The sequence below is a fragment of the Pseudomonas sp. SR18 genome (genome assembly GCF_023701505.1).
Lineage (GTDB): Bacteria > Pseudomonadota > Gammaproteobacteria > Pseudomonadales > Pseudomonadaceae > Aquipseudomonas > Aquipseudomonas cyclaminis.
Genome location: NZ_JAMQAU010000005.1, coordinates 266,517 through 290,885 on the forward strand (window position 1 = coordinate 266,517; position 24,369 = coordinate 290,885).

General features: G+C 60.8%; 27 protein-coding genes. 14 read left to right on the plus strand and 13 right to left on the minus strand.

Features of this window, described 5'->3' with window-relative positions:
- Positions 1-127: 127 nt before the first annotated feature.
- Positions 128-1,018 (plus strand): ATP-binding protein, encoded by an 891-nt coding sequence (locus tag NDJ82_RS10660; protein ID WP_099586793.1) that lies wholly within the window; start codon positions 128-130, stop codon positions 1,016-1,018.
- Entirely contained in the window at positions 1,015-1,497 is a 483-nt protein-coding gene (gene msrC, locus NDJ82_RS10665; RefSeq protein ID WP_112194267.1) for a free L-methionine (R)-S-oxide reductase MsrC, read from the plus strand. The genes NDJ82_RS10660 and msrC overlap by 4 nt, the downstream gene beginning before the upstream one ends.
- A 27-nt stretch (positions 1,498-1,524) precedes the next feature.
- Here the strand turns inward: msrC and NDJ82_RS10670 are convergent, their stop codons facing one another.
- From NDJ82_RS10670 to NDJ82_RS10705, 8 genes are all read right to left on the minus strand, one after another.
- Positions 1,525-5,160, minus strand: a complete 3,636-nt coding sequence (locus NDJ82_RS10670) for a transporter substrate-binding domain-containing protein (protein WP_250925428.1) — start codon at positions 5,158-5,160, stop codon at positions 1,525-1,527.
- Positions 5,161-5,168: 8 nt separating this feature from the next.
- On the minus strand, positions 5,169-5,789 hold the full coding sequence (locus tag NDJ82_RS10675; RefSeq protein ID WP_099586790.1) for a response regulator transcription factor: 621 nt from the start codon (positions 5,787-5,789) through the stop codon (positions 5,169-5,171).
- 256 nt (positions 5,790-6,045) lie between these two features.
- On the minus strand, positions 6,046-6,441 hold the full coding sequence (locus tag NDJ82_RS10680; protein ID WP_099586789.1) for a response regulator: 396 nt from the start codon (positions 6,439-6,441) through the stop codon (positions 6,046-6,048).
- Between the two features lie 171 nt (positions 6,442-6,612).
- Complete coding sequence (locus NDJ82_RS10685) at positions 6,613-7,944, minus strand: deoxyguanosinetriphosphate triphosphohydrolase (RefSeq protein WP_191959961.1); 1,332 nt, start codon at positions 7,942-7,944, stop codon at positions 6,613-6,615.
- Between the two features lie 71 nt (positions 7,945-8,015).
- Positions 8,016-9,179, minus strand: a complete 1,164-nt coding sequence (locus NDJ82_RS10690) for an EAL domain-containing protein (RefSeq protein ID WP_099586787.1) — start codon at positions 9,177-9,179, stop codon at positions 8,016-8,018.
- A gap of 95 nt (positions 9,180-9,274) precedes the next feature.
- On the minus strand, positions 9,275-9,616 hold the full coding sequence (locus tag NDJ82_RS10695) for a hypothetical protein (RefSeq protein ID WP_099586786.1): 342 nt from the start codon (positions 9,614-9,616) through the stop codon (positions 9,275-9,277).
- The gene (locus tag NDJ82_RS10700; RefSeq protein ID WP_099586785.1) at positions 9,613-10,002 is read right to left on the minus strand and encodes a phage holin family protein; all 390 of its coding nucleotides are present in this window, start codon (positions 10,000-10,002) and stop codon (positions 9,613-9,615) included. Before NDJ82_RS10700 ends, NDJ82_RS10695 begins: the two co-directional genes overlap by 4 nt.
- Positions 10,003-10,004: 2 nt before the next feature.
- Positions 10,005-10,319 carry an ElaB/YgaM/YqjD family protein gene (locus NDJ82_RS10705; protein ID WP_032889079.1) on the minus strand — a complete coding sequence of 105 codons (315 nt, stop codon included), beginning with the start codon at positions 10,317-10,319 and terminating at the stop codon, positions 10,005-10,007.
- Between the two features lie 346 nt (positions 10,320-10,665).
- Between NDJ82_RS10705 and NDJ82_RS10710 the strand changes: the two genes are divergently transcribed.
- Positions 10,666-11,874: an ammonium transporter gene (locus NDJ82_RS10710; RefSeq protein ID WP_112194271.1), complete on the plus strand. Its 1,209-nt coding sequence runs from the start codon at positions 10,666-10,668 to the stop codon at positions 11,872-11,874.
- Here NDJ82_RS10710 and NDJ82_RS10715 read toward each other — a convergent pair.
- Entirely contained in the window at positions 11,861-13,594 is a 1,734-nt protein-coding gene (locus tag NDJ82_RS10715; protein ID WP_250925429.1) for a cation:proton antiporter, read from the minus strand. The genes NDJ82_RS10710 and NDJ82_RS10715 overlap by 14 nt on opposite strands.
- 147 nt (positions 13,595-13,741) lie before the next feature.
- On the opposite strand from NDJ82_RS10715, the gene NDJ82_RS10720 reads away from it, so the two are divergent.
- The 3 genes from NDJ82_RS10720 to NDJ82_RS10730 all read left to right on the plus strand — a co-directional run bounded on the left by NDJ82_RS10720 (position 13,742) and on the right by NDJ82_RS10730 (position 15,351).
- Complete coding sequence (locus NDJ82_RS10720; RefSeq protein ID WP_099586784.1) at positions 13,742-13,978, plus strand: glutaredoxin family protein; 237 nt, start codon at positions 13,742-13,744, stop codon at positions 13,976-13,978.
- A gap of 74 nt (positions 13,979-14,052) precedes the next feature.
- Entirely contained in the window at positions 14,053-14,388 is a 336-nt protein-coding gene (locus NDJ82_RS10725) for a transcriptional regulator (RefSeq protein WP_099586783.1), read from the plus strand.
- Positions 14,389-14,460: 72 nt separating this feature from the next.
- Positions 14,461-15,351 carry a pseudouridine synthase gene (locus tag NDJ82_RS10730; protein ID WP_099586836.1) on the plus strand — a complete coding sequence of 297 codons (891 nt, stop codon included), beginning with the start codon at positions 14,461-14,463 and terminating at the stop codon, positions 15,349-15,351.
- Positions 15,352-15,406: 55 nt separating this feature from the next.
- On the opposite strand, the gene NDJ82_RS10735 is transcribed toward NDJ82_RS10730, so the two are convergent.
- Both NDJ82_RS10735 and mobA read right to left on the minus strand, forming a co-directional pair.
- Entirely contained in the window at positions 15,407-15,628 is a 222-nt protein-coding gene (locus tag NDJ82_RS10735; protein ID WP_010211805.1) for a YgdI/YgdR family lipoprotein, read from the minus strand.
- A gap of 80 nt (positions 15,629-15,708) precedes the next feature.
- Positions 15,709-16,311 (minus strand): molybdenum cofactor guanylyltransferase MobA, encoded by a 603-nt coding sequence (gene mobA, locus NDJ82_RS10740; RefSeq protein ID WP_099586782.1) that lies wholly within the window; start codon positions 16,309-16,311, stop codon positions 15,709-15,711.
- 76 nt (positions 16,312-16,387) lie between these two features.
- Here mobA and moaB point away from each other — a divergent pair, with 76 nt between their 5' ends.
- From moaB to NDJ82_RS10755, 3 genes are all read left to right on the plus strand, one after another.
- Positions 16,388-16,927 (plus strand): molybdenum cofactor biosynthesis protein B, encoded by a 540-nt coding sequence (moaB, locus tag NDJ82_RS10745; protein WP_099586781.1) that lies wholly within the window; start codon positions 16,388-16,390, stop codon positions 16,925-16,927.
- Positions 16,911-18,137 (plus strand): molybdopterin-binding protein, encoded by a 1,227-nt coding sequence (locus tag NDJ82_RS10750; RefSeq protein WP_191959959.1) that lies wholly within the window; start codon positions 16,911-16,913, stop codon positions 18,135-18,137. Before moaB ends, NDJ82_RS10750 begins: the two co-directional genes overlap by 17 nt.
- Positions 18,138-18,239: 102 nt before the next feature.
- On the plus strand, positions 18,240-19,496 hold the full coding sequence (locus NDJ82_RS10755) for a hypothetical protein (protein ID WP_191959958.1): 1,257 nt from the start codon (positions 18,240-18,242) through the stop codon (positions 19,494-19,496).
- 1 nt (position 19,497) lies between these two features.
- Here the strand turns inward: NDJ82_RS10755 and NDJ82_RS10760 are convergent, their stop codons facing one another.
- Both NDJ82_RS10760 and fliK read right to left on the minus strand, forming a co-directional pair.
- Positions 19,498-19,827: an EscU/YscU/HrcU family type III secretion system export apparatus switch protein gene (locus NDJ82_RS10760; RefSeq protein WP_099586778.1), complete on the minus strand. Its 330-nt coding sequence runs from the start codon at positions 19,825-19,827 to the stop codon at positions 19,498-19,500.
- Complete coding sequence (fliK, locus tag NDJ82_RS10765) at positions 19,824-21,401, minus strand: flagellar hook-length control protein FliK (protein WP_250925430.1); 1,578 nt, start codon at positions 21,399-21,401, stop codon at positions 19,824-19,826. The genes NDJ82_RS10760 and fliK overlap by 4 nt, the downstream gene beginning before the upstream one ends.
- A gap of 200 nt (positions 21,402-21,601) precedes the next feature.
- Between fliK and ccmA the strand changes: the two genes are divergently transcribed.
- From ccmA to ccmE, 5 genes are all read left to right on the plus strand, one after another.
- The gene (ccmA, locus tag NDJ82_RS10770; RefSeq protein WP_250925431.1) at positions 21,602-22,237 is read left to right on the plus strand and encodes a cytochrome c biogenesis heme-transporting ATPase CcmA; all 636 of its coding nucleotides are present in this window, start codon (positions 21,602-21,604) and stop codon (positions 22,235-22,237) included.
- Positions 22,234-22,902, plus strand: a complete 669-nt coding sequence (gene ccmB, locus NDJ82_RS10775) for a heme exporter protein CcmB (RefSeq protein ID WP_003189951.1) — start codon at positions 22,234-22,236, stop codon at positions 22,900-22,902. The genes ccmA and ccmB overlap by 4 nt, the downstream gene beginning before the upstream one ends.
- Positions 22,903-22,986: 84 nt before the next feature.
- A complete protein-coding gene (locus NDJ82_RS10780; protein WP_250925432.1) occupies positions 22,987-23,742 on the plus strand; it encodes a heme ABC transporter permease in 756 nt (251 codons plus the stop codon).
- Complete coding sequence (ccmD, locus tag NDJ82_RS10785; protein ID WP_003172771.1) at positions 23,739-23,915, plus strand: heme exporter protein CcmD; 177 nt, start codon at positions 23,739-23,741, stop codon at positions 23,913-23,915. The genes NDJ82_RS10780 and ccmD overlap by 4 nt, the downstream gene beginning before the upstream one ends.
- Positions 23,912-24,367: a cytochrome c maturation protein CcmE gene (ccmE, locus tag NDJ82_RS10790; RefSeq protein ID WP_112194281.1), complete on the plus strand. Its 456-nt coding sequence runs from the start codon at positions 23,912-23,914 to the stop codon at positions 24,365-24,367. Before ccmD ends, ccmE begins: the two co-directional genes overlap by 4 nt.
- Positions 24,368-24,369: the final 2 nt, after the last annotated feature.

A 24,369-nucleotide genomic window follows, 5' to 3' on the forward strand; every position in this document is an offset into this window, starting at 1 on the left:
CAAGCATAGCTGAACATCCACAGGCTCAGGCTTGCCCGGCATAAATCGTTTTTTACGCAGCCCCAAGCGGTCTGTCGCAGGGTTGCCAATACGCCATCTTTTACAAGAACTTGCCAGAGGAATAATCGTGGACTCTCGATTGAATGCCTTTCTGGAGCGGGCCGATGCAGTGCTCGCTCGTCTGGAACCCTTGTTGCCCGCGCCACGCCAAGCCATCGACTGGAACCATTGCCTGGCCGCCCGTTGGCAGCGTGAAGGCCGCAGTGGTTTCCTGTTGCCCCTGGATGTGAGCCTGGACATGCGCCTGTCCGACCTGATTGGCGTGGACAAGCAACGTGAAACACTGGCGCGCAACACTCAGCAGTTTCTGGATGGGCTGCCCGCCAACCATGCGTTGCTGTGGGGTTCGCGCGGTACCGGTAAATCGTCCATGGTGCGCGCGTTGCTCGCCCAGCATGCCGAGGCCGGTTTGCGCCTGATCGAAATCGAGCGTGACCACCTGGCCGACTTGCCCCGTGTGGTTGAGCAACTGCTCAAGCTGCCGCAGCGTTTCATCCTGTTTTGTGACGACCTGTCGTTCGAGGCCGGCGAGGGCGACTACCGGGTACTCAAGAGCGTACTGGATGGCTCCCTGGAACAGGCGCCTGAAAACGTCCTGTTGTATGCCACGTCCAACCGCCGTCACTTGGTGCCGGAAAACCAGAGCGACAACGACAATTGGAAGCGCGTGGATGGCGAACTGCACCCCAGTGAGGCGGTGGAAGACAAGATTGCCCTGTCCGACCGTTTTGGCTTGTGGCTGTCGTTTTACCCGTTCACCCAGGAGCATTTTCTGGATGTGGTCGAGCACTGGATCGGTGAGCTGGCGAACAAGGCGGGTTTGCAGTGGCAGCGCGATGAAGCCCTCGACATTCTGGCCGTGCGCTGGGCGACCGGGCGCGGCAACCGCAACGGCCGTTGCGCGTATCAATTCGCCCGTTATTGGGTGGGCCTCAAATTATTGGAGCGTCAACCATGATCGATTTACAACAAGCCGGCACCGGTCTCGGTGGCTATGCCCTGCTGTGTGCCCAGTTGGAGTCGCTGCTGGCGGATGAACGCGATTTCATCGCCAACAGCGCGCAGTTCTCCGCTTTCCTGTTTAGCCAGTTGGATGACCTGAACTGGGCCGGCTTTTACCTCAACCGCAATGAAGAGCTGGTACTCGGCCCATTCCAGGGGCAGATCGCGTGTGTGCGTATTCCGTTTGGCCGAGGGGTCTGCGGTGCCGCTGCGGCCTCGCGGCAAACCCAACGGGTGGAAGATGTGCACGCGTTCCCCGGGCATATCGCTTGTGACAGCGCGTCCAACAGCGAACTGGTGGTGCCACTGGTCAAGGACGGCAAGTTGATTGGCGTCCTCGACCTCGATAGCCCCTTGCTGGCCCGCTTTACCCCTCAGGACCAGGCGGGAATCGAACATCTGGCGGCGATCTTCCTGCGCTTGACCGACTGCTGATCAAGCAGGGGGGCGCAGCACGCCCCCTTACTGACCCTCCATCCCGTCAAGCTGCACCTGCAGCATCCTCTCCATCTCCAGCATCAGCTTTTCCAGGGATTTCACACCCGCATTGATCAGGTGTCGTTCATCGCCGTGGGCACAGGTCTGTTCAAGGGCTTCGCAGTGCGAGGCCAGCGTACTGGCTTGAACGATGCGGGCAGCGCCCTTGATCTTGTGAGCCTGTTCGATGATGTTCTGGGCCGGGGCCTGCGCAGCCATCAGTGCGACCAACTCTTGGCGATCCTGACGGCTGCTTTTCAGTAGCTCTTCCAGCAAGCGACGGCTCATGTGCGGGTCGCCACCGGTAAGGTTCTCGAAATTGCCGAGGTCCAGGATCATGTGGGTGGGTTGCGGACTGATCTTTGCCAGTTGCCGTTCCAGCGCCGTGAGGCTAATGGGTTTGAACAGGCAGTCGTTCATGCCTGCTTCTGCGCAGCGATGCTTCTCCTCGGGCTGTGCATTGGCGGTGAAGCCCAGCACGACGCAGGGCTTCAGGTGTTCGCGTTGTTCATATTCGCGGATTGAGCGACTCAACTCGTAGCCGTTCATGATGGGCATGTTGCAATCGGCGATCACCAGATCGAAGTGCTCCTGGCGCCACGCCTGGAAACCGGTGGCCCCGTTCTGGGCGGCAGTGAACTGGTGGCCCAGGAAACCGAGTTGCTGACACATCAGCAAACGGTTCGCCGGGTGATCGTCCACCACCAGCACATTGAGCACGGTCGCGCTTGCAGGCGCCTCGGATTTGAGTTCGTCCGCCGTCGTCACCGGTTGCAGGCGTGTCATCCTCAGGCTCACATGCACTTGGGTACCCACCATGGGCACGCTGCTCAGGCTCAGTTGCCCGCCCATCATGGCGCACAGGCTGCGACAGATCACCAGCCCCAGGCCTGCGCCGCTCCTGGCCAGTTGCCCGGAATTGTCGGCCTGGGCAAAGGGTTCGAACAGGCGCTTCTGGTCGTCCCGGCTGATACCGATGCCGGTGTCTTCCACCACCAGCTTCATCTCGACCTGTTGCGCCAGCTCAGTGGGTAAGACTTGTACCTTGATTTTTACCTGGCCACGCTCGGTGAACTTGATGGCATTGCTGACCAGGTTCGACAGCACCTGCTTGAAGCGCAGTGGGTCGATCAAGACTTCAGTGTCTTCAAGGTCTGGCGTGAACTCCAGCATCAGGCTGAGGCTCTTTTGACGCGCCAGGCCGTCGAAGACACGCACCACCGACTCGATCACTTCCCGCAGGTTGACGCGCTCCGGTGCCAGGCTCAGACGCCCGGATTCGATACGCGCGATGTCCAGGATGTCGCCGATCAGTTCCAGCAGATCCTTGGCTGAGTTATAGGCCACTTCGATGGCCGGGCGATCAAGGTGGCCCTGGTCCGCCCGCTTGAGGGTCAGTTCCAGCATGCCGATCACCGCGTTCATCGGTGTGCGGATTTCATGGCTCATGGTCGCGAGGAACGTGCTCTTGGCCCGGTTGGCTTCGTCGGCTCGTTCCTTGGCGGTACGAAGTTCGTCGAACAGCTGGCGTCGCTCACTGATGTCTATCCAGCCACCGATGATGCCCTGAACTTCACCGACCGAGTCACGGTACGGCAGGATCCAGTGGTAGATCGTGAGTTTTTTTCCGCGAATATGCAGGGGACGGTCCAGGATCATCGGTTTGCCTTCGGCCACCACGCGTTGATAGTCGGCATGGTATTGCGCCGCTTCCGTTGCAAGGGCTGTGCTGATCTGGACCGCACTTTTGCCTATCACGTCTTCGCGCTTGACGTCGAACACCTGCAGGTAGCTGTCATTGCAGGTCTGCAGCAGCCCCCTGCTATCACGTACATAGATCGGGTGCGGGGTTTCATTGACCAGTGCGCGCATGAACTCGAACTGATCATTGAGGGCGCGCTCGGCCATTTTCCGGTGACTGATCTGGCGGCGCATGTAAGCGTTCCAGCTCAGGGATATCAGCAGCAGCAACCCGGTGCCGATGATGATGCGTGCAATGAGTTGGTGATAGTCACGCCAGTAACTGTCTGAGGCGGCGGTATAGCCGCGCCAACGACTGTTGATCACCCCCAGCTCATCCGGGGCGATGCTGAGCAGGGCTTTGTCGAGGATCGAGCTGAGTTCCGTGGCGCTGCGTGACGTCGCCAATCCAAAGGTGGCGGGCATGGTGCCAATGCTGAAGCTGATTTGAACCTTGTCCTGGAACATCTGCGAGGTCAGAAAGTAATTGGCGACCACCAGGGTATTCACGGCGCCCTCCACATGGCCTTGTACGAGCATCTCGGCTGACTTGAAGGTGTCACCGGCTTCTACCAGTTGAATCTTTGGGAACTGCTCGCGCAGGAATTTTTTCAGCGGGCTGCCCTGAGTGATCGCCAGGCGTTTGCCCTCCATTTCCTCCAGACCTGTGGGTGCCTGGCCGTCCTTGCGCGTCAGCATTACGTAGGAGTTTTCCAGGTAAGGGCGGCTGAAGTTGATTTGAGCCTCGCGTTCGACGCTCGGGATGATCGCCCCGATGATGTCCGCTTTGCCTGTCTCGACGTCTTCGATCATCGCGTTCACATCCCGCCCGCGCTGGATCTCGAAGCGCAGCCCGGTGCGCAGGCGAATCAGTTCCAGCAGGTCGGCGGTGACGCCGTGGAAATTGCCATCGGCATCGAAGAACGTCAGCGGCGCAAAGGTGGGGTTCACGATCACCTTGACCACCGGATTGTCTTTGAGCCAGCGTTCCTCGCGCTGCGTCAGTTGCAGCTTCTGGTCGGTCAACAGGATGTCGCTGCCGGCACTCCAGCGCTTGGCGATCGCTTCCCTTTCGGTGGTAGGCACGGCCCTCAGTGCTGCGTCGACGATGCTCAACAGGGTTTGCTGGTCCTGGGGCATCGCAAAGCTGAACCCATAGGCTTCATGTTTGCCGAAGTTCGCCATGCGGATGTTTTTCAGGTAGCCCTTGTTGATCATGTAGTGCGTGGAGATGGTATCGCCGAGAAAAACGTCAGCCTGGTCGAAAGCCACCGCATTCAAGGCGTTTTGATAAGAGGGGTAGGCGCGGATGATCGCCTTGGGGTACAGCTTCTCCACCTCGCCCAGCGGCAGGTAGTGGTAGACCAGTGCCAGACGCATCCCGGCCAGTCCGTCGCTCAGGCTGCGGGTCTCGCCTTCGCGGGTCACCAGCACCGGCCGGTCTGCGGCATAGGGCTCAGACAGGGTCAGGTTGGGGTTTGCCGCTTCAAAACTGTTGGAGGAGCCCAGTAAATCGATATCCCCAGCTTCAAGGGCTCGAATGGCGGCTTCTCGGGAGGGGTAGCGCAATACCTTTATCGGTAAGGCCAATGCCGTGGCCAGGAGGCCGGCGTAGTCCGCGGTGAGTCCCTCGTAGTCGTGCCCGCTGGAGGTCAGGTCAAACGGCGGATAGTCCGGGTATGCCGTTCCCAGCACCAATTCCCGTTTGTTTTGGAGCCATTGGCGCTGGGCCTTGTTCAGGTGGGTTTCCAGTTGCATGGAGTTTGCGCGACTCAATAGGTCGAAATGTTCCGGGCTCGCTGGAGGGGTTGCAGGCACGGCAGTGCTGAAGCACAAACCGGCACTCAATATAATCAAATAGTCCTTTATACGGCTGGGCATCCGCTTTCTCACACTAGCGCGTTTCGTTTTGCCATCTCGATAAGTTCTACCAAAGACTTGGCTTGAAGTTTTTGCATTAACCTCTTTTTGTAGGTGCTTACTGTTTTGTTGCTCAGAAACATGCCTTTGGCGATTTCCTTGTTGGTGCGACCTTGTGCGAAAAGTTGCAATACCATTAACTCGCGATCGTTAACGGCCTTGAACAGTTCAAGCTCCTTGCCGCTTTCGTCATTGGTGTTCAAGGCCTGGCTGGGGAAGTAGTTGTAACCTGACAAGACGGCACGGATGGCGCTCATCAGTTCACTCAGGTCGCCTTCCTTGCACACATAGCCATCGGCACCTGAACGCATGCAGCGTGTGGCAAACAGGGTGGGCGATTGAGCCGTCAGCACCAGGGTTTTCATCGAGGTGTTCATGGCGTTGAACCGGCACAGCACTTCCAGTCCATCGAGTTTCGGAATGCTGATGTCGAGGATGATCAGGTCCGGCATGCATTCGCGGACCATTTGGATGGCGTCGCACCCGTTATCCGTTTCGCCGACGACTTTGAAATTCTCTTCATGTTCCAACAACATTCGTATGGCGAGCCTTATAACCGGGTGGTCATCAATAATAAAAACTGTGTTCATGATCGTATTCCATGCGTGTGCAAATAAAGCGGGCACATTAGCTCAGAAGCTAAGGCAGGAGCATGAACTTGAAGGGGAGTAGGTATAAAACAGGAAAATTCCTACATCAAAAAAGGTAAAGGCCTACCGGCTGATAAGGCGTTGTAGGGCGAAAAGCCTATATTTCGCAGGGGGGCGAACTGAATCGTGGTGCCAGGGATTTTGCGGACGTTATGCGTGCAGTTTTCGACGGGTTTATATGTTTTAAGTCCTACATTTATAGTGTGAGTAATGGCAGGGTCAAACCTGCAAGTTCATCTTTGTTTAATGGCTTCGGCAAGTAGCCGAGCAACGGCAGGCCCCGTTTGAGCGCCAGGGCCTGCAGCGTTGAAAGTTCTGTCACGGGCAGCCCGCTGAGCAGGATGGCGGCCTTGATAAAGCCACGGCGGCTGGCGATCTCAATCAGTTCAAGCCCAGGCAGATCGGGCAGGCACTGATCGCACAGGATAATGTCGAAGGGCGCCTCGGCCTGCGTCATGAAGCGAATCGCCTGTTCGGCGTTTTCCGCCGGGGTCAGATGCTCAAAGCCGAAGCTTTTGAGCAGGCATTGGGTGGCGAGCAATTGAAAGGGGTGATCCTCTACCAACAGGATCCGAAGGGGGTACTTGGGCATAGAAGGCACACGGTGAGTCAAGCGTCGATGGGAGGCACGCAAGAACGGTTCGCCAGATTCGCCCGGAGCGTGCGCGATTATTCCTCGGGTGTTTGTGCGAATTCGATCAGGCCGCTCTGTTCCCGTCGTAGGGCGATTCTCTTCAGGGAACAGGCAACTTGATGCATGACGTTACTGAGGGCTTGAACGCCCGGTCATTTCCCGCGCCATCTCAGTGGCATAGCTGTCGGTCATGCCGGCGATAAAGTCGATCATGCGCAGGAACGAGGCGTGCAGTGGCCAAGCAGGATTCGGCGCATTGTTGCCCAGCAGATCGAGAATGCGCCGGTTCTTGAAGGACGGCGTACGCCCGCCATGCTGCTCCAATGCCGCGCCACAAAAGGCGTTCAGCAGTATTTCCAGCGTGGTGTAGGCGCCAATTTCATGCAAAGTCTTGCGTTTGTCCTGGAAGATCTTCTTGCGCGCCATGTCTTTGGCATCCAGCACGCAGCGTTTGGCCGGGCCGTGCATATGCTCCACCAGGTCGCCGGGCAGGGTGCCGGCCAGCAACGCATCCTGCTGTTCGACGAAGGCTCTGGCCGCCGCGTTGGTCAAATGCTCGATGGCCTTGCCGCGCAGGATCGCCAGCTTGCGTCGGCGCGAGTCCTGGGGGCCGAGTTGCCGATAGGTCTGCGGCAGGTCGTCGCCCACCAAATCGAGCAGCAGCGACTCGACTTCGGCGTATTCCAGCAGCTCCATTTCCAGGCCGTCTTCCAGGTCGATCAGGGCGTAGCAGATGTCATCCGCGGCTTCCATCAGATAGACCAGTGGGTGACGGGCCCAGCGTTGTTCTTCGAGTTGTGGCAGGCCGAGCTTGTGGGCGATCTGTTCGAGAATCGGCAGCTCGCTCTGGTAGCAACCGAACTTGTGTTTCTTGTAGCCCAGAGCGTCGGCGTGGCGAGCGGTCCAGGGGTATTTCAGGTAAGTGCCCAGGGTGGCATACGTCAGCCGCGTACCGCCGTCGAACTGGTGGTATTCAAGCTGGGTCAGTACCCGGAAACCTTGGGCATTGCCTTCGAAATTGAGGAAGTCATTGCGCTCGGCGCTACTCATGTCATCCAGCCAGCCGCGCCCGGCTGCCTGTTGGAACCAGTGGCGGATAGCGTCTTCCCCGGAATGCCCGAATGGCGGATTGCCGATGTCGTGGGCCAGACAGGCCGATTGCACCACCATGCCCAGATCACTCGGGTCGCACCAGTCGGGCAGGGCGCTGCGCAGGGTTTCTCCGACGCGCATGCCGAGGGAGCGGCCCACGCAACTGACTTCCAGGGAGTGGGTCAGGCGGGTGTGGATATGATCGTTGCTGGACACCGGGTGCACTTGGGTCTTGCGGCCCAGGCGGCGAAACGCGCCGGAGAAAATAATGCGGTCATGGTCTTTGTGAAAGGGGCTGCGGCCGAGTTCTTCCGGGCTGTGCAGGGGCTTTCCAAGCCGTTCGCGGGTAAGCAGGGTAGGCCAATCCAAGGCGGGTACTCTCCGTGCGGTGAATGACCCGCCCAGCTTCCCGGTTCCGCCCTGGCGGGGCAAGCGAAAATCTACAACCCGGCCGCGTCGATATCGATTAACAGCAAGCGCTGACCGTTATCGAAGAATTGTCCGGCGGTGAGGCAATACTGGTTGGTGGTGGCGTCGCGATAAGTCGAGGACAACGTCAGGCGCCGCTCGTCCCACCCTTCGGCCAGCAGGTGGTAGAAATACGGGCGCCACGACCAGTTGTGGCCCAGGTAACGGTTGTCGGCTTGCCAGGCGTCATGGCGCCATTCCAGGTTGGGCGTGAGCTGCGTGCCATGCCGGTCGCACTGATAAAAACGCAGCAGCCAGGGGAAATCCGGCAATTGCGGCAACTGGTCAAGCGGCGCCTGGCCCAGGGCCCAGCTTTGCAGGATTTTCATCAACTCGGTCAATTGCTGGCGCAGGTGCATGATGCGCCCACGCTCCGCCAGTTTCTGCTGGACGTATGTCGTGCGCAGTTGGGCAAAGCGCGGTACGAAAGCGTCGGCGGCAAACCAGTCCAACTGCGCCTGGGCAAACAGATAGCCTTGTACATAGCGCGAGCCGCATTCCAGGGCAAAGCTCAGTTGTGCCTCGGTTTCCACGCCTTCGGCAATGATCCAGCAGCCGGTTTTTTCCGCCATCTGAGCCAGTGCCCGCACCACATCACTGCTTGGCCCGCCCTTGGCGGCTTCCTGGAACAGGCGCATGTCCAGCTTGAGGATATCCGGCTGCAACGCCAGTACCCGGTCAAGCTGGGAGTAGCCCGCGCCGAAGTCATCAATCGCGATGCGCGCACCGGCCTGGCGATACCGCGCGACCACATCGGCCAGGCGCTGGATATCACCGCCCAGTTCAGTGATCTCGAACACGATGCGCTGCGGGTCAACCCCGTGGGCGTGGATTTGTTTCAGACTCGGCAGGGCCTGGCCCGGACGCAATCGGTTGATCCAGCGCGGGGAGATGTTGAGGCTCAGAAACCAGTCTTGGGGCGCTTCATGCAGGCGGCTCAAGGCATTGTCGCGCAGCTGCCGGTCGAGGCGGCGCAAGGTCGTGCCTGGCGTACGTGGGTCGGCGAACAACGGGCCCACCGACTGCAAGCTGCCGTCGGCCTGGCGCAGGCGTCCCAGTGCCTCTACGCCGGCAATGCGTCCGGTGGCAGTGTCGATAAACGGCTGGAAGCAGGCGAGCGGTTGCCCGTCAATCACAGGGCCTCCTTATGGGAGATAGCGAAAAAAAGAGGCCCGGCCTTCAATGACGAAGGCCGGGCCGATTCTGTTTGCAAGAATGCAGCCAGCAGGGCTTATCCTTTGCGTGAAGTCCCCGCCATCGCCAATTTGATCAGAGGGATCAAACCGGCGCCCAGCCGCACCAGTCGGGTGATGCTGCTGATACTGCCGCCCTTGGCCCCCTTGCCGGTAAAGAAACCCATCAGCGTCACCGCCGCCACGCCCCACAGCGGCGCGTGCTTGATACCCAGGCTGTCCTGCCAGTTGTGGCGCATGTCGCGCACTTTGTGCAGCGGTGCCATCAATTGTTGGGACTCGTGACGGATTTCCTGGCGGTGCATTTCCATGCGCAGGCGGATCAGCGCCTTGCGCATTTCCCGACGGGAAGTGTTGTGCGGGATCTCAGTCAGGCTCATGGCAGCAGGCGCTCCCGATCATTGGCCAGCTCTTCAAGCGTGGCGTGGAACGGCGTGGATTCATCGAACACCGCAGCTTTCAAGCGCACCCCGCAGAACGCGGCGGCCAGGCTGTAGAACACGCAGAGGCAGATGATGCCGGTCAGACGGTAGCCGGTGTCCCAGACGAGGATCATCACCAGTGTCGACAACCCCACCAGCAATAACAGGGCAAACACCAAGGCCAAGCCGGCAAACAGCAGCAGGCTGACGGTGCGTGCTTTCTGCTCCTGCAATTCGATGCCGAACAGTTCGACGTGGCTGTGCAGCAAGCCTAGAACGGCCGCGCCCAGGCGTCGTGAGGTAGAACTTGCGCCCGTAGCCGAGCCGCTTTCGCCGATAGACATGATTAGCGCCTTGTAGCCAGCAGGCCGATCAAAAAGCCCACGCCGGCCGCGATACCCACCGACTGCCAAGGGTTGGCTTGTACGTAATCTTCCGTAGCAGTGACCGCCGCCTGACCGCGCTCGCGCAAGGAATCTTCGGTCAGTTGCAGGGTTTCGCGGGCCTTGAGCAGGCTTTCATGAATCTTGCTGCGCAGCTCGTCGGCCTGGTCGCCGGCCAGGATCGCCGTGTCATCCAGCAGTTTTTCGGTGTCACTGACCAGGGTTTGAAAATCCGCCATCAGTATTTCCTGGGCTGTCTGTGCTGTTTTTCTGGCCATGGTTATCTCCGTGATTGGCTGATCGGTACGTGTGGTTTCGAGTCACCCGCATCGGTGAAGGTTCAGTGCAATTGTGTGGTACAGCTTTTGCTTTGCCATGGTGCGCATGCACGAGTGCCTGCGCTGAATCTGGGCGGTAAGGCCTCAAGCCATCAAAAACCTTACCCTAAATAACTGAAACTCGCGGAAAAACCCTGTCGGCAACGGCCTGTTGTGTTGATCGCTGCGCTAAAGCGGTTCACGCCCTCTCAAGAGGGGCGGAGCCGGCGGTGCCAATTTAGTGCGCGCAATCGTGGCTTGAACCGCTTTGGTGCTTTTTGCCTTTAATGCAGGCCTGCCAACCTCCATGGAAAATTTGCAAAGTGCGGTGGACACCCTGGTCCACAGCTCAAATACCCTGTTTATCCTGATCGGCGCGGTCATGGTGCTGGCCATGCACGCCGGCTTCGCGTTCCTGGAAGTCGGCACGGTACGCCAGAAAAACCAGGTCAATGCACTGTCGAAGATCCTCAGCGACTTCGCCATCTCCACCCTGGCCTATTTCTTTATAGGCTATTGGATCTCCTACGGCGTGAGCTTCATGCAACCGGCGGCGGTGATCAGCGCCGACCACGGTTATGGCCTGGTGAAGTTCTTCTTCCTGCTGACATTCGCGGCGGCAATCCCTGCCATCATCTCCGGCGGCATTGCCGAGCGTGCAAAGTTCGCTCCGCAGTTGTGCGCCACCGCATTGATCGTGGCGTTTATCTACCCGTTTTTCGAAGGCATGGTCTGGAACGGCAATTTCGGCCTGCAAGCCTGGTTGCTTGCGACCTTTGGTGCCAGCTTCCATGACTTTGCCGGTTCCGTGGTGGTACACGCCATGGGCGGCTGGCTGGCGTTGGCGGCGGTGTTGCTGCTCGGCCCGCGTAACGGGCGCTACAGGGAAGGGCGCCTGGTTGCATTTGCACCGTCGAGCATTCCGTTCCTGGCGCTCGGGTCGTGGATTCTCATCGTCGGCTGGTTCGGCTTTAACGTGATGAGCGCGCAAACCCTCAACGGCGTCAGCGGCCTGGTGGCGGTCAACTCGTTGATGGCGATGGTCGGTGGCACAGTGGCTGCGTTGGTGATCGGGCGTAACGACCCAGGCTTCCTGCATAACGGCCCGCTCGCCGGGCTGGTGGCGATCTGCGCCGGGTCCGACTTGATGCACCCGGTGGGCGCGCTGGTCACTGGGGTAGTCGCCGGTGGGCTGTTTGTGTGGTGCTTCATCGCCGCCCAGGATCGCTGGAAGATTGACGACGTGCTGGGTGTGTGGCCGCTGCATGGCCTGTGCGGTGTGTGGGGCGGGATTGCCTGCGGCATCTTTGGCCAGACGGCGTTGGGCGGCCTGGGCGGCGTGAGCCTGATCAGCCAGTTGATCGGCACCGGCCTCGGCGTGGCGGTTGCATTTGGCGGCGGCCTGTTGGTGTACGGCGGGATCAAGCGCGTCGGCGGCCTGCGCCTGAGCCAGGAGCAGGAGTACTACGGCGCGGATCTGTCGATCCACAAGATCGGCGCGGTCAGTCAGGATTGATCGGCGCGTCGTCGCTGTTCGGCGGCGTGTAAAAGCCGTGGAGCAGTCGATAGCGGTTATGCCGCACTTCATCGACCCGCGCCTGCACCTGTTGGTCCGGCAGGCCCAGCAGGATCAAGGCGTGGGAGGCAAGCATCAGGCTCGACTCCAATAGCTCGGGCACCACTTCGCTGGCGCCCGCAGCTTTCAACTCGGCCCACTGGCTGTCATCGCGGGTACGCACCAGGATCGGCACGACGGGGTTGATGCGGCGCGCCTCCTTCAGTACCACCAGGGCGACATCGCTGTTGTCCACGGCAATCACCACCAACCGCGCGCGTTCCAGCCCCACTGCACTGAGCAAGGCGCCGCGACGGCAGTCGCCGTAATGCACGCTGCTGTCTTCGGTGGCGGTTTCCTGTACCCGTTCCGGGTCGTCATCCAGGGCGATAAACGTTTGTTGTTCGTGGCGCAGAAAACGCCCGATGGACTGCCCGACGCGGCCGTAGCCACAGATCACCGCGTGGTCGCGCAGCTCGGCATTGAGCGCGGTGATTTCTTCCAGTTGCACTTGCTGGTTGGGCTTGCGGTGCAGGCGCAGGGCAATTGCCGGTGCGGCACGCAACAGCAGTGGCGTCAGCAGCATTGAGCAAAACGTGGCGGCGAGCAGCAGGCCATTGAATTGATCCGGGATCAGACGGCTTTGCTGCATTTGCGCCATCAGTGCAAAACAGAACTCACCGCCTTGGGCGAGGGCCAGGCCGCTGCGCCAGGCTGTTTCGCTGTCGCTGCCGCGCAGCTTGACCAGCACCGCCACCACGCAACCTTTAACCAGCATCAGTGTAAGCGTCAGGCCAAGGATCAGCAGGCTGTGGCTGATGAACAACTGCAGGTCAATCAACATGCCGATGCTGACGAAAAACAGCCCCAGCAGGATGTCGCGAAACGGGCGGATATCCGCTTCGATCTGGTGACGGTAATGGCTCTCTCCCAGCAGCATACCGGCCAGGAACGCACCGAGGGCCGGGGACAGGCCAAGCAAGTGGGTGAGCCAGGCGGTCAGCAACACGATCACCAGCGCCAGCAGCACAAACAGTTCTGCCGAATGGGACGCGGCGACCTCACGGAACAGGCGCGGCAACAACCAGCGACTGGCCAGCAGCAGGCCAACAAACAGCACCACGGTTTTGCCCAGGGTCAACGGCAGCGCCCAGTACCAGGCGTGGTCGCTGCTGCCGGCAAACACCGGCACCAGGGTCAGCAGCAAAACGGCGACCACGTCCTGGAACAGCAGTACGCCAATCGCATTCTGCCCATGGCTGCTGAAGATTTCCCCAAGGCTGCCCAGCTCTTTACTGACGATCGCCGTGGAGGACAACGCCAGCCCCGCCCCCAGCAGCAAGGCGATGCCGGGCGCCACACCAAAGCCCATCAACACGCCCCCCAGCAGCGCACTGCACCCCAGCACCTGCAAACTGCCCAGGCCAAACACCACGCGGCGCAGGGCGAGCATCTTGGTCAGGGAGAACTCCAGGCCCAGGGAAAACAGCAGGAACACCACGCCAAGCTCGGCGAGATCGGGCAGCTCTTCGCTGTCGTTCACCCAGTCCAGCGCCGTAGGCCCCACCGCCAGGCCCACGCACAGGTAGCCCAGCACGGGCGGCAGTTGCAGCCGGCGAAACAGCGCAATCACCACCAGGGATGAGGCCAGAATGATCAGCAGGTTGGCGAACACAAGCATCTCCGTTGCAGGGGGGGCGGGCAAAAAGCCGCGAGAATCGCTGAATCAGTTATAGGCCATGCTGATCTGGATCAGGGTTTATCGGCTCGCCACCGGTACTGAGCAGGCCTAGAATGTTGATCTGTTTTCTGATCAGGTCCTTTCGTCATGCTTCCTGAATGCCAGCTGTTCGGCACCCTGGGTTGCCATCTTTGTGAGATTGCCGAAGCCGAAATCATGCCGCTCGTCGAACACGGGTTGCTGGTGGAACTGGTGGATATCACCGATCCCGCTGACCTCACCGAAGCCTACGGCCTGCGGATTCCGGTGCTCAGAAGGGTGGACACCGGTGCCGAACTGGATTGGCCTTTCGACACTGAGCAGGTTGTCGCCTTCTTGCGCTGACGCTTCTGCGATGGCGGGTTTCCAATTATTACGTTACTGTATGTTTGTACAGCGATTGAATAGAGGGAACGCCCGTGGTGAATGTTGAACAACTGAAAAGCAGCGTCAATCGCATGTCCGCCGACGTCGTGCGCGACGCGGTGAACGAGCTGCGCCTCGATGGCCTGGTCACGGAAGGCAAGACGCCCTTTAACAAAGTGCATTTCAATACCTGCTTCGCGGAGATCGAAGCGTTGTTCCAGCGCGCCGGTTACCACAAGCAACTGGACGTGGTGGGTTATCAGGGGCTGCTTTACGCCTTGTACGATCCGGGCCGCTGGGACGCGGTGGATGTGCTGCGCTGGCTGAAGGAGTTCACCGACGCGGCCAGTGCGTCGCCTGTCCTGCGGGCGCAATTGGCCAAAGCCTGAGATCCGCCCTAGGCTGAGTCCCGCTTCATGCGGGATAATGCCCGCCGGTTTTTCAAGGCTTCGAGCATCGGCATGTCCACTTCCGGTTTTTCCGCGTCCCAACATCAAGCCAGCACCCTGTACCTGCCGCCTGGCCCTTGGGCGACCGTGCTCGATTGCCTGTGCGGGCACTTCCCGGCGATCAGCCGTGAACACTGGTTGGACCGCATCGGCCGTGGGCGGGTGTTGGATATCAACGGCAGCCCCATCCAGCTGGACCTGGCCTACAAGGAAGGTCTGTGCATTTACTACTTCCGTGAAGTACCGAACGAAAAGGTGATCCCGGCGCAGGAAACCATCCTGTATGCCGACGAGCATCTGGTGGTGGCGGATAAACCGCACTTCCTGCCCGTGACCCCGGCCGGCGAGTACGTCGAGCAAACCCTGCTGCGCCGCCTGATTCGCTGCCTGGATAATCCCTCACTGGTGCCCTTGCACCGTATCGACCGGCACACGGCGGGGCTGGTACTGTTCTCGGCCAACCCCGCCAGCCGCTCGGCCTATCAGCAGCTGTTTCCCACACGCCAGATCGATAAGTTCTACGAAGCCATTGCACCAGCGTTGCCTGACCTGAGCTTTCCCAGGGTGCATAAAAGCCGACTGGTCGATGGCGAGCCGTTCTTTCGCATGCAGGAAGGCCCTGGCACCGCCAACACCGAAACGGCGGTGGAGGTGCGCGAGAAAAACGGCGATCTGTGGCGCTACGGCCTGTTCCCGGTGACCGGCAAGAAACACCAGTTGCGTGTGCACATGAGCGCCCTCGGCGCGAGTATTTGCAACGACCCGTTCTACCCCGACGTGATCAAGGACGCGGTAGACGACTACGCCAACCCCCTCAAACTGCTCGCCCAGGGGGTGCGGTTCATCGACCCGGTTACGGGTGAAGAACGCAGTTTCCGCAGCCAGATCACCCTCGACTGGTAACCGCCAGAAACGACAAGGCCCGCGCGAGGCGGGCCTTGTTGGCAAACGCTAAGATTTACAGGTCTTTTACGGTGCGAACCTGATCTTTATTGATGCGGGTGCGCTTGCCGTCAAGTTGTTCGAATTCGTAGAAACCCGAATCTTCGTTGTATTTCGGGGTGTCGACGGCCTGGATTTCGCGACCGTCATTCAGTGTGATCACTGTTGGCGAAGCGCAACCGGCGAGGGTGGCGAGGCCCAGTGCAAGCATGAGAGCGGCGATGGTCCGTTGAGTCATGGGTTTGTCTCCGAGAGAATACTTTTTGATTGCTGACCTTGAGACGTGTAAGACGTCGCCAAAGTTCCTTGTGCGAAATTTCATTCTGACACGTCAGCGCTCGGCTTTAACAGCTCGGGCGTATTAAGGTTTGCCAAGCGCGGGTCATCTGCCGGGCACGCCAGGCCCACGCCGCCCAACTGCAGGAAGATCTTGCGCGGGCTGCGCTCACCCGTGTTCCAGGCCCGTTCTACCTCGGTTTTGAGGTGGGTGGGGATGATGCAGATCAAGGGTTCCCAGAATGCGCCGTGACGCACCATCACGGGCACCAATGGGTTTTGCCGCGCGGTCTCGCGCAGGTCGGCCAGTAGTCGTGTGTCGATATTCGGCACATCGCACGGCAATATCAGCAGGTGCTCATGGCGCGCTACAGCGAGCCCGGCGCGGATACCGGCGAGGGGGCCCGGGAAGTCCGGGCTGTCGTCACTCACCAGCGTATCGGCATAGGGCGCGTAGCGGTCCTGGTTGCGGTTGCACGAGATGATCAGGTCATCCGTCAGTGGCCGCACCAGGCCTTGCAGATGGGCGATCAAGGGCTGGCCGCGCCACGCCAGCAGGCCCTTGTCCTGGCCGCCCATGCGCTGGCCGCGTCCACCTGACAACAGCAGAATCGAGCAGGGCAGGGGCGAAGAATCTAACGACATAGGGGTTCCGCTACGGCAGGTAAACAGGGGCCTGTGATATAACACCGGGCTGTTCCTTCGACAACCGGACCGTGCCATGAAAGCCAAGGCAGATGCGCCCTTCGTACCCCTGAACATTGCTGTATTGACCGTCAGCGACACCCGCAACCTCGAAACCGATACCTCCGGCCAGGTCTTCGTTGACCGACTGACAGCCGCCGGCCATAACCTGGCCGAGCGCGTGCTGCTCAAGGATGACCTCTACAAAATTCGCGCCCAGGTCGCCCACTGGATCGCCGAAGACGTGGTGCAAGTCGTGCTGATCACCGGCGGCACCGGCTTCACCGGCCGTGACAGCACCCCCGAGGCGGTGAGCTGCCTGCTGGACAAGCAGGTCGACGGTTTCGGCGAACTGTTCCGCCAGATTTCCGTGGCCGACATCGGCACGTCCACTGTGCAGTCCCGTGCCCTGGCCGGTCTGGCCAATGGCACCCTGGTGTGCTGCCTGCCGGGCTCTACCAATGCGGTGCGTACCGGCTGGGACGGCATCCTCGCCGAGCAACTGGACAACCGTCACCGCCCATGCAACTTCGTCCCGCACCTGAAACAGGCCGAACCCTGTGAATCCCGTGGGTAAGCCCGGCAAGACCGGCGCGCTGCTGCCGGTAGAGGACGCTTTGGCCCAACTGCTGGCCATGGCCGACGCCGCGCCGATCCGTGAGCAGGATGCCCTGCTGCTGGCGGAGTGCGACGGCCGTGTACTGGCGCAAGACTTGATCTCAACCCTCGACCTGCCGCCGTGGCCAAACAGTGCCATGGACGGTTATGCCGTGCGCCTGGCGGATTGGACCGGCGAACCGCTGGTGGTCAGCCAACGCATTTTTGCAGGCCAGGCGCCACAACCCCTGGCCGCCGGCACCTGCGCCCGCATCTTCACCGGCGCCCCGGTACCGGAAGGGGCAGACTGCGTGGAAATGCAGGAGAACGCCGTGGTCCACGGCGATGAGCGCGTGAGCTTCACCGAGCCCCTGCACCTCGACCAGAACATCCGTCCCCAGGGCCAGGAAACTAGCGTAGGCGAGTTGGTATTGTCGGCCGGCACGCGTCTGGGCCCGATTGAACTGGGACTGGCGGCGTCCCTCGGCCATGATCGCTTGGCGGTGATACGTCGCCCGCGCGTGGCGGTGTTGTCGACCGGCGATGAATTGATCGAGCCCGGCTTACCGCTCGGGCCGGGGCAGATCTACAACAGTAACCGACGCGTGCTGTGCTCATGGCTTACGCGCATGGGGTGCGAAGTGATTGACGCTGGCATCCTGCCTGACGACCTGGAGCAAACCCGCGCGCGCCTGGGCGGTTTGGGCCGTGTCGACTTGATCCTGTCCACGGGCGGTGTGTCGGTGGGCGAGGCGGACTTCCTTGGGATCGCCCTGCGTGAAGAGGGTGAGCTGGCGTTGTGGAAACTCGCGATCAAACCGGGCAAGCCGCTGACCTTTGGCCACTTCCGTGGCGTGCCGGTGATCGGCCTGCCCGGCAACCCGGCGTCGACGCTGGTCACGTTCGCACTGCTGGCACGCCCTTATCTGCTGCGCCGCCAAGGGGTGCAAGACGTCGAGCCGCTGCGCTTTGAAGTGCCGGTAGGGTTCGAGTGGCCCAAGCCAGGCAACCGCCGCGAATACCTGCGCGGTCGCGTCGAGCAAGGCAAAGCGATCATCTACCGCAACCAGAGCTCCGGTGTGCTGCGCAGTGCGGCGTGGGCGGAAGGGTTTGTGGAGGTGTTGGAAGGCACGACGCTGGCTATCGGCGATCGGGTCAACTTCATTCCGTTGAGTGAGGTATTTGGCTGACACACAATTCACCGGTGGCGGGGGCACAGTCAAGATAAGTCCTATGAGCCATCCAGAACGGGCAGGTTAATTTTCTGAGTCTTGGTTACTGGAGGCCTGACGATGACTATCCAACCTGCTACTTCCGCTCCTGGCGTGGCGGCACCCGCTCTCGCCGAACCCGGCTTGCCCACTGCAGCGTCGATCAATTCAAGCACTGCACGTGGGGTTTTGAATCAACTGATCGGCACGCCGCTTTCCGAGAATACTTATCGGGAGCGGCTTGCCTGCATGATCGCCGATCCGAGCATTACCTCCTGGCAGGCGCTGACGCGTGATCCTGGGCAGTTGCAACGATTGCAGGACAATGAGCGGCTGCGGTGGGCTGACCCGGCTGCGGCTGACAAAACCTTGCCGACACTGGCGCAGGCCCTGGGCAAGAAAAATGTCTGGCTGCCCGAGGTGGACAGCCTCAATGCCAACATTCTGAAGAACCTGACTGCACAGGTGGCAGAAAAATACCTGACGCAATTCCAGTCCATTCTTCAAGACCCGGCACCTGCCTTGTCGCAGGATGTCTCGATAGTTCGGGGTGCGCCATCAGCGGGTAAAACTACCTTTCTCACCGGCCAGTTCGCGCTCAACACCGATGTTGTCAAGAACATGATCCAAAACCGTATGCCCGGCACGAGCATGTTGCAGGTGCATGACCAGGGCGCGGCGTTGGTTCAGCAGTTCATGAGCCCCATGGAAAAGCGCCTGGGGCAGCCACTGACGCGCGATGCGTTGTACCTGTGGCCAAACGATTTCAACCAGAAAATCGCCGATATCGCACGCTTGAGCCAGGAACCCAAGTTGCATTTCCACGATATCCAGGTGGACCTCGCGACCTTGTGCTGTCGGATTCTCAAGCGCGGCACCGATGAGGCGGTGATGGACTTCAATGTCCTGAGCCAGTTTTTCAGTGCCGGTCTGGAGCATCGTGGCCCGAGTATCGAGTCGGTCAAGAACAGTCAGGACAGGCTTAAGGAATATTCACTGTCGGCCTGGAACGGTCAGCAGAATGTGCTCGTTGCTCAACGCGCACCCGGTGCCAAGGATTTTGTGATCAAGGATCAAGCCCTGTTCGATAAGGTCACTGCCCGGGATAGCCGTTCCGTACAGGCAGAGGTAGAGAGTGTTCGCAACACCGTGATTGACGCGCCGTTCATCGAGGCCTTCACCGCGCCACTTCCGCCTGCGCAGGCGAGTGCGTTTGGTGCGGCATTGCGGCGGTATGAGGGGCAGACGTTCGAGCAGGCGTTGAAACAGCACGCTCAGCGCAAGCCGGTTACCACCTCGGTAGCGGCCCGCGTATTGGCCAGCGTGGTGCCGGGCTGATTCAGTAGTCATCCCCGCGTTCGGTCACGTCGCGCTCTACCGGCGCGGCGTACGGGTCATACCCCACCGGGAACTTGCCCTTCAGCGTCCAGGCAAACGCAATGATCTCGGCAATCGTGCGGTACAGCTCTTCCGGAATGCTGTCGCCCAGCTCCATGCGTGCCAGCAGCTTCACCAGCTCGGCGTTTTCATAGATCGGCACTTCATTTTCCCGCGCCAATTTCAGGATGGCTTCGGCCAGGGCATCGTCGCCCTTGGCAGTGAGCGTGGGCGCCTGCTGGCCGTCGTACTTGAGGGCAATCGCCTGGCGTGGCGGGTTTGCGTTGTTCATGCGGTTTCATCCACCCAGCGTTGCTCAAGTCCGGTTTTCGGCCCACGTGGCGGCGTGCCGAGGTGGCAATCCAGGTCGCCGACGTTGATGCCAGAGGTCACCAGCCGCTCGCGCAGGCTGCCCAAATGGCTTTCGATCAGGCTGGCGGTGAACGGGCGGGTTGCCCACAGTTGGCTGGACAGTTTGCCCTGGGTCAGTTGCGCCTGGACCTGCAATGGCCCCAGCGGCTCCATATCGAACGCCAACTCGACGCGCCAGAGCATTTGCCTGGGGTCTTTCCTGTCCTTGCGTTCGGGCTGGTCCTTGTCCTGCGCCGGTTCCTCGCGCTGGAACTTGACCTGCAAGGGCACGATGTCTTGCAGGCTGCGCATGGGGATTTCCAACTGCCAGGTGGTTTGCAGGCGGCCATCGGCGGTGGTGCCGGTTTGTTCCAGGCTCGACAACTGATGGCTCTGCAAGCGGGAGATGGCCCCGGCAGCCAGGCGCAGCAGGTTCTCCAGGTCGCCTTCGCCTTCCAGTTTGGCCATCAGCCGCTCCGGCAGTGGGAAGCCAACCGGTGCCTGTCGCGCGCTGACTTGGCCGAGCGTATTCAGCGGGCTGCGCACGAAATTCGGCATCACCTGGGCCAGGGTGTTGGCGGCGAGGATCGCATTCAAGTTGGTGCTGGTGGGCAGGGCAGGCAGCAGATCCGCGACCAGGCGCAGCAGCGCGCCCTTCATATCCAGGGGCGGCACTTGCGGGTTTTGCCCGGCGAGCAGCTTGGCTTCAAGAAATGCGCCGCTGTTCTGGACCACCTGGGCCAGCACTTTGGGATTACTTACCTGGGCCAGGTCCGGCAGGGCGGCGAGCAAGCGGTCGGCGGCGGCGCGCAGGTCGGCGGAGGTGCTGTCGCCGCGCGGCAGGTTCTGCAGTGCAGTGAACACCGCATCCAGCGAGCCTTGCCGACTTTGCTGGGTCGAGAGTTGTTGAGTGACGGCCAATTGATCCTTGAGCCCGCTCAACGGTACGAAGCTCAGGGTCTGCGCGTTCTGCACCACGGCGCTGAGCAGGCTGCCCACGCGCAGGGGCTGAGGGCTTTCCACCGTCAGCGTCGCACCGGCCAGGGCGTTGTTGAGCACCGTCACCAGCGAGCGGTAGATCGCCGGTTGTGCGGTGCCCTGGGGCAACATCTGGGTGGTCAGCACCTTGGCCTGCAACAGCGTGCCCACGGGCATCTGATCAGTGTCGATGCGGGTCAGGGCCGCCACATTGGCATTCAAGGCCTGTTGCAAGCTCAAGGTCAGGTTGCCCGCCGGCGTCTGGCTCACCGCCACATTGCTGCCCAATGGCAACGGCTGGGCGCTGCTGGCTTGCACCAGGGTCTGGCGGCCGCCTTCAAGGGTCAGCTTGAGCAGAAGCTGAAAGGCTTCACCGCCTTGCTTGAGCGCGATGACTTCGGCGTTCGCGGTTTTTCCCGGGTCGATCAGCCCGATCTGCGGCTCCAGCAGTTTCAGCAATTCACCCGTCGCAGGCGCGGGGCTTTGCCCGGCTGTCGGGGTGGGAGGGAGCGTAGGAAGGTTGATCTCGCCGGTCATCGTGCGCATCGTCTCTGGGGAAATTGCCCTCTTTAGCGTAGGGCATCACATGTATAATGCCGCCCGTCTGCAAAGAGAGCGCTAAAAACCTCACAACTATTTGATCCAGCTCTCTAAAATCGGTCGCCAAAGCCGTTATTGTGCATCTCTCTTTAACGGCCGCTGCACCGCCGACTTGAACCGTAAAGGCCCGCGATCTCTTGACCAGCCCTCTTCTTGAAGCCGTAGCGCTTGCCTGTGAACGCGACTTGCGCCTGCTGTTCGAGCACCTCGACCTGCGTGTGGCGGGTGGCGATATGGTGCAGGTCAGCGGCCCCAACGGCAGTGGCAAGACCAGTCTGCTGCGCCTGCTGGCCGGGCTGATGCAGCCGACGGCGGGCGAAGTGCGGCTCAACGGTAAACCCCTCAGCGAACAACGCACTGAACTGGCGCGAAACCTGATCTGGATCGGCCACGCCGCCGGCATCAAGGACGTGCTCACCGCCGAAGAAAACCTCAGCTGGCTCAGCGCCCTGCATCATCCTGCTCCCCGTGACGCCATCTGGCAGGCCCTGGCCGCTGTCGGTCTCAAGGGCTTTGAAGACATTCCTTGTCATACCCTGTCCGCCGGCCAACAGCGCCGCGTGGCCCTGGCGCGCCTGTACCTGCCGGGCCCGCCGTTGTGGATTCTCGACGAGCCCTTTACTGCCCTGGATAAACAAGGTGTCGCCCAACTGGAAGAGCACCTGGCGCGGCACTGCGAGCAGGGCGGCACCGTGTTGCTCACCACCCATCACACTCTGGCTCGCATGCCCGCCGGTTACCGCGACCTCGACCTGGGCCGGTGGTCGGCATGAGTGTCTTCGCCCTGCTGGTCGCCCGTGAAGCGCGGCTGTTGTGCCGTCGCCCGGCTGAATTGGCCAACCCGCTGGTGTTCTTTGCCATTGTGATTGCGCTGTTCCCGCTGGCGGTCGGCCCCGAGACTAAACTGTTGCAAACCTTGTCTCCGGGACTGGTGTGGGTGGCGGCGCTTTTATCCGTTCTGCTCTCGCTGGACGGGCTGTTTCGCAGTGATTTCGAAGACGGTTCCCTGGAGCAGTGGGTCCTTTCGTCGCACCCTTTGCCACTTCTGGTACTGGCCAAGGTGCTGGCACACTGGGCTTTTTCCGGCCTCGCGCTAGTCTTGCTCTCGCCGCTGTTGGCGATGATGCTGGGCTTGCCCGTTGAATGCCTGCCGGTTTTGCTTCTGTCCTTGTTACTCGGCACGCCAGTGCTCAGCCTGTTGGGGGCCGTGGGCGCAGCGTTGACCGTCGGTTTGAAGCGCGGTGGCCTGTTATTGGCCCTGTTGATTCTGCCGTTGTACATCCCGGTACTGATCCTTGGCAGCGGCGCTTTGCAGGCCGCGCTCATGGGCATGCCGGCGACCGGTTACCTCCTGTGGCTTGGTAGCCTGACCGCCCTGGCGGTAACCCTGACACCCTTTGCCATAGCCGCCGGCCTGAAGATCAGCGTCGGTGAATAATGAGGTCTGACCCAGCGTGACACGCTGAGTCAGTAAAGACCCTACGCTTCTCGCCATGACGCGAAGCAACCGTGAGAAACAGCAATGAACTGGACCTGGTTTCACAAGCTTGGCTCGCCCAAATGGTTCTATGGCATCAGTGGCAAACTGCTGCCGTGGTTGAGCCTCTTCGCCGTGTTGCTGATCGGCATCGGCCTGGTCTGGGGCCTGGCTTTCGCGCCGCCGGACTACCAGCAAGGCAACAGCTTTCGCATCATCTATATCCACGTGCCCGCCGCGATGCTGGCCCAGTCCTGCTACGTGATGCTGGCGGTGTGCGGCACCGTTGGCCTGGTGTGGAAGATGAAACTGGCCGACGTGGCCCTGCAATGTGCTGCGCCCATCGGCGCGTGGATGACCGCCGTGGCGCTGGTCACCGGTGCGATCTGGGGCAAACCCACCTGGGGATCATGGTGGGTCTGGGATGCGCGACTAACGTCCATGTTGATCCTGCTGTTTCTGTACTTCGGTCTGATTGCCCTGGGCAACGCGATCAGTAATCGTGACAGCGCCGCCAAGGCCTGTGCGGTACTGGCGATTGTCGGTGTGATCAACATCCCGATCATCAAATACTCGGTGGAGTGGTGGAACACCCTGCACCAGGGCGCCACCTTCACCCTCACCGAAAAACCGGCAATGCCCGTGGAAATGTGGGCGCCGTTGCTGCTGATGGTGCTGGGGTTCTACTGCTTCTTCGGCGCCGTGCTGCTGATGCGCATGCGCCTTGAAGTGCTCAAGCGTGAAGCCCGCGCCAGTTGGGTCAAGGCCGAAGTGCAAACCTGCCTGGGAGCGCGTGGATGAGCTTTGCTTCTTTCAGTGATTTTCTCGCCATGGGCCACCACGGCCTGTATGTCTGGACGGCCTATGGCATTTGCCTGGCGGTGCTGGCCCTCAACGTCGCCGCGCCGATCCTGGCCCGCAAGCGTTATCTGCAACAAGAGGCGCGTCGTCTGCGCCGGGAGACCGAAAAGTGAATCCGCTGCGTAGAAAGCGTCTGTTGATCATCCTTGCCATCCTGGCCGGCGTCGGCATTGCCGTGGCCCTGGCCCTGAGCGCCCTGCAACAGAACATCAACCTGTTCTACACCCCGACCCAGATCGCCAATGGCGAAGCGCCTGTCGATACGCGCATCCGCGCCGGCGGCATGGTGGAGAAGGGCTCGCTGAAACGCTCCGGCGATTCCCTCGACGTGACCTTCGTGGTCACCGACTTCAACAAGGCCGTGACCATCACCTACCGCGGCATCCTCCCGGACCTGTTCCGCGAAGGCCAGGGCATCGTCGCCCTGGGCAAACTCAACGCCGACGGCGTGGTGGTGGCCGATGAAGTGCTGGCCAAGCACGATGAGAAATACATGCCGCCGGAAGTCACCAAGGCCTTGAAAGAAAGCGGCCAATCCGCGCCAACACCCGTTAAGGAGGGTTGAGT